At 33.0% G+C, this 8,349-nt stretch carries 8 protein-coding genes; 6 read left to right on the forward strand and 2 right to left on the reverse strand.

Annotation, left to right across the window (positions count from 1 at the left end; translation table 11 throughout):
* The 3 genes from ACJAX4_RS19675 to ACJAX4_RS19685 all read left to right on the forward strand — a co-directional run.
* Nucleotides 1-574: arginine deiminase family protein (locus tag ACJAX4_RS19675; protein WP_435791138.1), on the forward strand; the 574-nt coding region annotated here is incomplete at its 5' end.
* Between the two features lie 42 nt (nt 575-616).
* Nucleotides 617-1,567, forward strand: a complete 951-nt coding sequence (gene arcC / locus ACJAX4_RS19680; protein ID WP_435791139.1) for a carbamate kinase — start codon at nt 617-619, stop codon at nt 1,565-1,567.
* A 290-nt stretch (nt 1,568-1,857) separates the two neighbouring features.
* Nucleotides 1,858-2,676, forward strand: coding sequence for a GyrI-like domain-containing protein (locus ACJAX4_RS19685; protein ID WP_435791140.1), 819 nt, complete (start codon nt 1,858-1,860; stop codon nt 2,674-2,676).
* Between the two features lie 391 nt (nt 2,677-3,067).
* On the opposite strand, the gene ACJAX4_RS19690 is transcribed toward ACJAX4_RS19685, so the two are convergent.
* Entirely contained in the window at nt 3,068-3,529 is a 462-nt protein-coding gene (locus ACJAX4_RS19690) for a hypothetical protein (protein WP_435791141.1), read from the reverse strand.
* A gap of 175 nt (nt 3,530-3,704) precedes the next feature.
* On the opposite strand from ACJAX4_RS19690, the gene ACJAX4_RS19695 reads away from it, so the two are divergent.
* The 3 genes from ACJAX4_RS19695 to ACJAX4_RS19705 all read left to right on the forward strand — a co-directional run bounded on the left by ACJAX4_RS19695 (nt 3,705) and on the right by ACJAX4_RS19705 (nt 6,071).
* The gene (locus ACJAX4_RS19695; protein ID WP_435791142.1) at nt 3,705-4,484 is read left to right on the forward strand and encodes a hypothetical protein; all 780 of its coding nucleotides are present in this window, start codon (nt 3,705-3,707) and stop codon (nt 4,482-4,484) included.
* A 74-nt stretch (nt 4,485-4,558) separates the two neighbouring features.
* A complete protein-coding gene (locus tag ACJAX4_RS19700) occupies nt 4,559-5,434 on the forward strand; it encodes a DMT family transporter (protein WP_435791143.1) in 876 nt (291 codons plus the stop codon).
* 394 nt (nt 5,435-5,828) lie between these two features.
* On the forward strand, nt 5,829-6,071 hold the full coding sequence (locus ACJAX4_RS19705) for a hypothetical protein (RefSeq protein WP_435791144.1): 243 nt from the start codon (nt 5,829-5,831) through the stop codon (nt 6,069-6,071).
* A 20-nt stretch (nt 6,072-6,091) separates the two neighbouring features.
* Here the strand turns inward: ACJAX4_RS19705 and ACJAX4_RS19710 are convergent.
* Nucleotides 6,092-8,349 (reverse strand): PEP/pyruvate-binding domain-containing protein (locus ACJAX4_RS19710; RefSeq protein ID WP_435791145.1); only part of this gene is annotated, 2,258 nt, incomplete at its 5' end.

Consider the following 8,349-nt stretch of genomic DNA (forward strand, 5'->3'; position numbering starts at 1 on the left):
GGATGAGCATGTATTATCTGCAACAACTATTGCAATAGGGTGTAGCCAAAGGACTTCACCTGAGGCTATAGAGACTGTAGCAAAGAATATCTTCAAAAAACATGCATCTTTTGATAGAGTGCTGGTACTAGAAATTCCATCTAGCAGAGCATTTATGCATCTTGACACTGTATTTACTATGGTTGATTATGATAAATTTACAATACACCCAGAGATCGAAGGTCCACTTAATGTTTTTGAAATAACAAAAGGAATTAACGGAGAATTAAATATTAAGCAAGAAAAGGATGTACTACAGAATATATTAAAGGCAGCATTAAAGGTACCTTCAGTTGAATTAATAAGATGTGGTGGTGGTGACCCTATTGTAGCTGCAAGAGAACAATGGAATGATGGGTCAAATACGCTGGCTATTGCACCTGGAAAGGTTATAACTTACGAACGTAACTATGTTACAAATGATATTTTATCAAAACGTGGAATAACAGTTATAACAATGGCGAGCGCTGAACTATCAAGAGGAAGAGGCGGTCCAAGATGTATGAGTATGCCTCTAAATAGAGATGACCTATAAAAAAAATAAAAACAACAATTAAAGATAAAAGGAGATATGAATATGCAAAGAATAGTAATAGCACTTGGAGGGAATGCCCTTCAAGCAAACCCAAAAGATACTACAGCAGAAGCACAACTAGTAACTGCAAGACAAACTTCGGAGGCTATAGTAGATTTAATTGAAGAGGGTCATGAGGTAATTGTTGCCCATGGTAATGGACCTCAAGTAGGTCAACTTATAGCTACTTATGAAGCAGCTACTTCAATAAATGAAAACAGTCCGATAATGCCTTTTCCAGAATGTGGCGCCATGAGTCAAGGTTATATAGGATATCATTTACAACAAAGCATTAGAGCGGAAATGAGAAAAAGAAGCATAAAAAAGGAAGTTGCAACAGTAGTTACTCAAGTAATAGTTGACCAAAATGATGGAGGGTTTAAGAACCCAACTAAACCAGTAGGTTCTTTCTTTACAGAAGAACAGGCTAAGAAATTAATGACTGAAAAAGGATATATAATGAAAGAAGATTCAAATAGAGGCTGGAGACGCGTAGTTGCCTCACCACTTCCAAAGGCTATAGTTGAAGAACCAATAATTAAAACATTAGTTGAAGCTGGACATGTTGTTATAACTGTTGGTGGAGGCGGTATACCTGTAATTGAAAAGGGCGATGGAACACTTGAAGGAGTACCAGCAGTAATAGATAAAGATTTTGCTTCTGGTAAAATAGCAGAGTTACTGAATGCTGATGCATTGGTTGTACTTACAGCAGTTGAACAAGTCGCTATTAACTTTGGAAAACCTAATCAAAAGAATCTTTCAAGGATAACTGTAGAAGAAGCTAAAGCATATATTGAAGAAGGACATTTTGCTCCTGGCTCCATGCTTCCAAAAATAAAAGCAGCTCTTACTTTCGTTGAAGCAAAAAAGGGTAGAAAAGCAATTATTACATCCCTTGAGAAAGCTAAGGAAGCAATAGGTGGAACAGCAGGAACAGTAATAATAAATTAATCCTAAGGCCCCCCTCCCACCACCAAAATCCAGATAGTGTAAACACTATCTGGATTTTGTATATTTAACCCTTGCTATGGTTCCTTGTATCACTTACATTAAAGCAATGATGGAAGCGGAGAATGATTTTCAACTGTGACAGATTTTGAGGTAAATCCGCTTATGAATAAATTTGCAGGCCTGATGTAAATATGTTACATTCGTATATTTTAATAGCTTTAATGTTACTTAATGGTTTATAATAATAGTGACAAATAGTTTAATATTTATAGAATGGAAGTGACATAATTATGAAGGATACTTTTTTAATTGGAGAATTAGCCAAGCTTTTTAATATAAGCACAGATACCTTAAGGCATTATGACAAAATTGATCTTTTAAAACCTAATCATGATGTTGTAAATAAATACAGATTCTATAGTGTTCGGAATTTTTTTAAATTAAGCAGAATCCTATTTTTTAAAAATCTAGATATTTCATTACAGGATATTAAAAAATATATGAATAATAAAAATACAAATAACTTAATGAACTTACTAAAAAATAAGGAAGAGGAAATTGATGTAAAAATAAATAAGTTAGTTAATTTAAAAAACAAAATAAATACAAAACTTGAGCTACTCGGAAATATAAAACATGAGCTGAATGTTGTAAAGATAAAGCGCTTGCCTCAAAGAATTGGAGTGGTTTTAGACATTAAAGATAGTAAAAACGAGTACGAACTTAAAGAGTCCGTTAAAAAAAACGAAAAATATTTAAAACTCAGTTCCTGGCTTATTGAAGGTCAAGTATACACTTCTCTTTCAAGAGAAAACATGACAAGTGGAAATTTTAATAAATTCAAATATTTCATCGAAATCTTGTCAACTGAAAATATATTAGAGTTGGATTTGATAACGATTCCAGAAAATGAGTTTGCTTGTGTTGTTTTTTTAGGACCCTATAAAGATATCGAAAATTACTATACCGTTCTTATTGAATGGATTGAGGAAAATGGATATGAAATATTGGGAGACTCTATCGAAAAAAATATAGTAGATTATGACTTTTCAGATTCTGAAAATGAATATGTATCTGAAATACAAATACCTATTAGAAAAGTGTTATAATTAAAATGAAGCAGACAATTTAAAGCTAAATAAAAGGGAATTCACTAAATGAATTCCCTTTTAATATATCTATATATTTAATTTTAAACTAACTAGAGTATAGTAATTTATTTTAATTTAAGTAATTTTTCTTTGTCTTATCACATTTCTTAAAGACCTCTTATTTATAAAATTCTACTACCCTCTAAAAACTCTGAAGATTTAATTTGATACATTGGACTATCCCCTTTCTATTAGCGATTCTTTTAATTTATCTAATGAAAGTTAATATCTATGTGGATTCGCTTCCACTTCTTTTACCAATTTAATTCTGTTTCTTTGTTTATGAACTAATAATAACATAGAAATCTATATTTGTAAATACTTATTTTTAATTAATAACAAATATCCGTTACCTTCTGGTATTGTGGCTTTCTTTCGATTGCCCTGCCTCTGTCGAGGAACACAAAGGGCTTACCTTATTTATATAATAAGCTACTATTACAAATATAATAGAAATTGTACTCATCATATATGAAAATGTGGGAATATATGTTTTTAAAAATATCCTAAATCCATAAAAGGGTGTGTAGTAAATAATATATGACGGTAAAAATATAACACTTGAAATTTTTATAGATAAAACAGATGAAATAAGTGATATTAACCAATAGTAGAACATACATTCTGAAAATGTAATATCTTTTTTAACATAAATGTATACACTTATAATAATCCATAATAATAGATAAAAAAGCGATACTATTAAGTTAATAGTTGTTGCAAAATTACCCGTAAAAGCGTTTGCAAAATTAAATATTATTGAAATTATAGTCATAATAACTACAGTAATTATAATGTTTTTACTTTTCATAATATCCCCCCATTAATTAATACGAAAACCCATTCTGGCTTATCATTCATCACCTATTATATAGATATAATCACTAAAAATTTTTTTTTGTTAATTTTTCGTATTTTTTAGTGTATTATTAATTATAGGATTATGAATATTTATATTCACGTGTATCAGAAAGGAGTGGAGTGATTTGTCAGAAATATCGATTAAAGTTGAAGATACCGTTGAGAAATTTAAGAATAAAGGTGAAAAGGTAGAAATATATAAAACACCCATAAATTACAATGACGTTGTCTATCATTACGCAGTATACAGAAAGAATAATCAAGTCGTTGGACAGATCATCGTAACAACAGATGGAAAAGTACCACTGCTAGATCAAATTAAAGAAGCTCTGTGGATGGTAGTTGGGGTAAACTCGAAGGTATCAAGTTTTTGGAGCGAATTCAGAGAGTGGGCACAAACCCCTACAGAGTTATTGAAAAGGCAATTATGGGTTTTAAATAGTGTTGAAAAGAGCTTTGATATGTCTTCCGATATACAAAAATCGTTTGCTCAGTTTAAGAATGTGCCAAGCACATTGCTTGAAGAACAAATAAAGATGATACAATCGGTTAAGGAAGGTGTGGAGTATAACAATAACATGCAGGAGATTACGGTTGAAACTGCTAAAAGAATGACGGAATACTGGAAAAGAATTATGGGTAGTAAATATAAGCAACACGTTAGTATGGTTGATACTTATGATGACAGAAAAAAGGTGCTTAAATATGTCAAAGATCAAGTAACAATTTTTAAACCCAAAAAATGGATGTTGTACAGTGATTTAAAGGCGCAGCATCGATCATTTTCACTTAGCTCCGCAGATCTTAAAGCTCATAAGGATGTAAAAGATGATATATACGGAGAAGCAGCCAGTAAAGGAGTGTTCAAAGGAACAATGGAAAGAAACAGGAATCCAAAGGTATGAGGCATTCGCAAAGAGAATAAGTATAAAGGAGAAAAATTTATAAATTATAATTTTACAGGTAGGTGTTTATTTTGATGAAAGAAATAATAATTAGAAATAGGATTTCAGAAAAGACAGTGGCACATCTTCAGCTTTTAATTGTAGCCCTAGGTTGGGCAACGAGCACCATTCTTATTAAATTATATCTGACTGAATTACCATCCTTCCATTTCATGCTGGCCCGATTTCTTCTAGCCACAGTATTTGTTTTAATAACTTCTTTTGATAAGGTTAAAAAAATTCAATTGGCGGATATAAAAATTGGTTCCCTTTTGGGTATACTTACCTTTATCGCTTATTCCTTAGGTGTTATATGCCTTAAATACACCAGTGCTGCAAAATCCGGATTTTTAGTAGCACTCCCTGTGCTTTTTATTCCGATTATAGAAAGCGCAATCAGAAAAAAGTCTCCTTCTAAGTATACAGTGACTAGCGTCATTCTTTCCTTAGTTGGACTTAGACTTATTTCAGGAATAAATGGAAGTGGTTTTAATATAGGTGATGGACTTGCCCTTGGAGTTGCAGTCACCTATACCCTATATATTATATTATTAGATCGTTTTGGAAATGATAGAGATGCCTTTGTTTTAACCTTTGTTCAATTATCAGTAGTTACCATTGCAAGTTCTATAGGAGCTTGTTTTGAAGGATTCAACCTTCCACAACTTTATCCAAATTTTGTACCGATTTTATTTATCGGCATTTTTTCCACAGGCATTTCATTACTTTTACAAACTAAGGCACAAAAGGTTGCCAGTTCAGAAAGTGTAGGAATTATATTACTTGGAGAACCTCTATTTACATTACTTATGGCTTATTTTATTCTACAAGAGACAATTCTTTTGGGTGGTTTAATTGGAGCAATTCTTTTACTTCTGTCTTTAGTAATTGTAATTATTAAGAAAATATAAACAGCCAAGATATACATAAATAACTTTACCTAGTTTTGGTGCCTAAACAAACCAGGTACGGACAGCAATGATTTTTTCGCTGTTGCTCGACCTTCTCTTACAGGTAAGTAACCAGAGTAGAGGGATTCTAACCCCTGTCCGAAAGCCATAACGCCTTGGCATCTATGCGCGTAGCCAATAATTTAAATTTCCCTCTACTGAACCACTACTGGCCTGGTTTTAGTTTTGGTAGATTCATATTTTCCGTTTCTAGATCAAAGCTTTCCCAGATGTCTATTTTATGGAAAATTAGTGTTACTGTATAGTTTCTTCCACTGAAAACACTTAGTTTACCATATTTAATCATTTATCTATTAATAACACAAAAATATACATTGAGTAGCGATGTTACCCAGTGTTTAAAGGATTTAAAAGTGTCCAATGTTATTATTGTTGGGGTACGGGTGTTGTTTCGACTAGTATTGAAACAACCTTAAAAAATATGGGAATCAGTGTTGATAAAATAGCTAGAAAGGATAGATATGCAACCTCCCTTGAAGTAGCAAAGCGATTAGTTGATGAATTTAAACGTGGACACCCCACTAACTACCCTATATTATCAGGAATAACAATTGGAATCCATATGAGAGATGTATGAATGTAAGAATTGAAGAATTTTTAATTTTCTTCTGAACTTTCAACAACCCTCACAATCCCACTAGTACCATCTACTTCAATCAAATCACCGTCTTTAATCTCATCAGTTATCCCTATTAAACCGCTTACACATGGGATGCCGTATTCTCTAGCGATGATACCACCATGCTGAAGTGGACCACCCAATTCCATAACAACACCTGCTGCATTAATGAATATAGGTGTCCAAGAAGGTTCTGTACATTTTGTAACTAGTATTTCACCTGGATTTAGTGGTTTTTCGTATGGTGAAAGAAGCACTTTAGCAATGCCTATAATTTTTCCTGGCGCCACTGCACTTCCTACATAATCACCATCTTCAGCAGTCACTTTAGGATTGATTATCTTGCCACGGCTATCCATTATAATTGGCCAATCTTTAATATGTGCTACCCTTCTATACTGGAACAGATTATTTTCTCTAGATTCTTCAAGGTTGACATCTATACCTTTTTCCATCTTTTCTATCTCTTCGAGTTTTAGATCAAAAATATGATACGCATTTTTTAGTTTGCCTTCAACTACAAGCTTTCTTCCAAGCTCAAGAGCCTTGTCATGAAGTTTTGCGATAGATTGAACAATAACATATTTGGGATGTTCTCTATACCCAAATAATGACTGAAATATTTCTGCTTTTTTCTTGAACTTCTTCTCAAAGCCGCCTTCTTTAGCTACTTCCAGCAACTTATCATAAGCTTCTTGTTTTCTGTCCTTAACACCTTCTATTTGGTTATCATCTACATTAATATTTGTAAGCTTTTCATATAGGAGTGATGGATCTTCATACACTCTTTTTGATGCAACATCAATTTCCATAAATACCCTTGAACCAAATTTTTTTATATAATCCTGATACATGCTCATAAAGTCCTTAGAATACGAACCATTTTCAATCTTCGACAGAAACTCTGTTTCGCTTTTTGTATCAACAAACTCTTTATGAGAAGCAAGTTCAAATAAATTATGCCCCATCTCACCTGTCGGGTTGCCATCTAAATCCATGCCCAAATTGATCACTAAACTCTCTACATTCTTGCCTTTAAACATTTTACTAATCGTTCTTTGTGCAAGCATTCCAGCTACTATTAAGCCCATATCATTCAAGAAAGTCGTAGTTAGGTAGGTAATTTCACGAGTTGCTACTGAGAAATCAGCCGTCTTACTAATATCATTTACCTCTGTCATAATCTTATCGGTATGCTCTAAATAATTAGTTAAAGATGTTTTGTAATCAGCAAATAATACTTTTACAACCTGAGGGATCATTTTCAAAGAAAATTTCGTCGTGTTTTTCTTAGCTTGTTTCATTGCATCCGGTAAATCTATTTGAGTATATTCCTTTATATCCATACTCTCTAGTGTTTTTGCAATATTATCAGCACCGCCTGCGCCAACTATTGACATAGTGGTTCTTTTACCAAACCCCACGTAAGAGTAGGATAAATTCGCATAGGTTTTACCATGAACACTTGGAAAAAGTCCATCTAAACCGCCTCTTCCAATTCCACCTTTTACATCACTCATTACCATTTCCCAAACTTGCGAACCTAAAACAGACATTTGTTCATTAAACCCTTGCATTAGAAAATTGTAATCTAGATACAATTTTTTTGACTTTCCCTTTTCTGTAAGCAACTCTGGAAATATAGGTAAATAAGTCGTTATTGGTCTTGATTGAAGTAAATATAGCGTTCCATCCTCAAAAGCCCATTCCGTATCCATAGGTATATCGTAGTGTTTTTCACATTTTTTTATGAGTGCAGAAAGCTCTAAAATTTCTTCATTAGTTAACGCTTGCTTATTAGGGTCCTTATTAGTCTTTTCCTCTATACCGCCATCATTCTTTAGCCAAAGTCCAATCTGTTTTTCATTGACTTCCTTCTCCGTAACTTCATTCTTTACACTATCAACAATATAAGTATCAGGTGTTACAATACCAGACACAATCGCTTCTCCAAGACCGAAAGATGCATTAATCATAACTTCATCATAACAGTTATTAAGTGGATTTAATGAAAAACCTACACCACTGACATCCGATGCAATCTGAAGCTGAACAACCACTGCTATCGATGTACCTTCAAGGTCCATGCCATGTTCCTTTTTATATGCCATTACTCTAAAATCAAAGCATGACGAGAAAGCTTCTGCTATTGCTTTTTCAAGCGACTCTCTTCTTTGACCTAATAATGTTTCATACATACCTGCAAAGCTAGTGCCTTCTAAATCTTCTTCAGGTG

The organism is Clostridium sp. (assembly GCF_051278035.1).
In the GTDB taxonomy this organism is placed as follows: Bacteria; Bacillota; Clostridia; order Clostridiales; family Clostridiaceae; genus Clostridium_AD.

Coding starts and splice junctions, on each gene's coding strand:
- arcC (WP_435791139.1), top strand. CDS start 617: ATGCAAAGAATAGTAATAGCACTTGGAGGGAATGCCCTTCAAGCAAAC.
- ACJAX4_RS19690 (WP_435791141.1), bottom strand. CDS start 3,529: ATGAAAAGTAAAAACATTATAATTACTGTAGTTATTATGACTATAATT.
- ACJAX4_RS19700 (WP_435791143.1), top strand. CDS start 4,559: ATGAAAGAAATAATAATTAGAAATAGGATTTCAGAAAAGACAGTGGCA.
- ACJAX4_RS19685 (WP_435791140.1), top strand. CDS start 1,858: ATGAAGGATACTTTTTTAATTGGAGAATTAGCCAAGCTTTTTAATATA.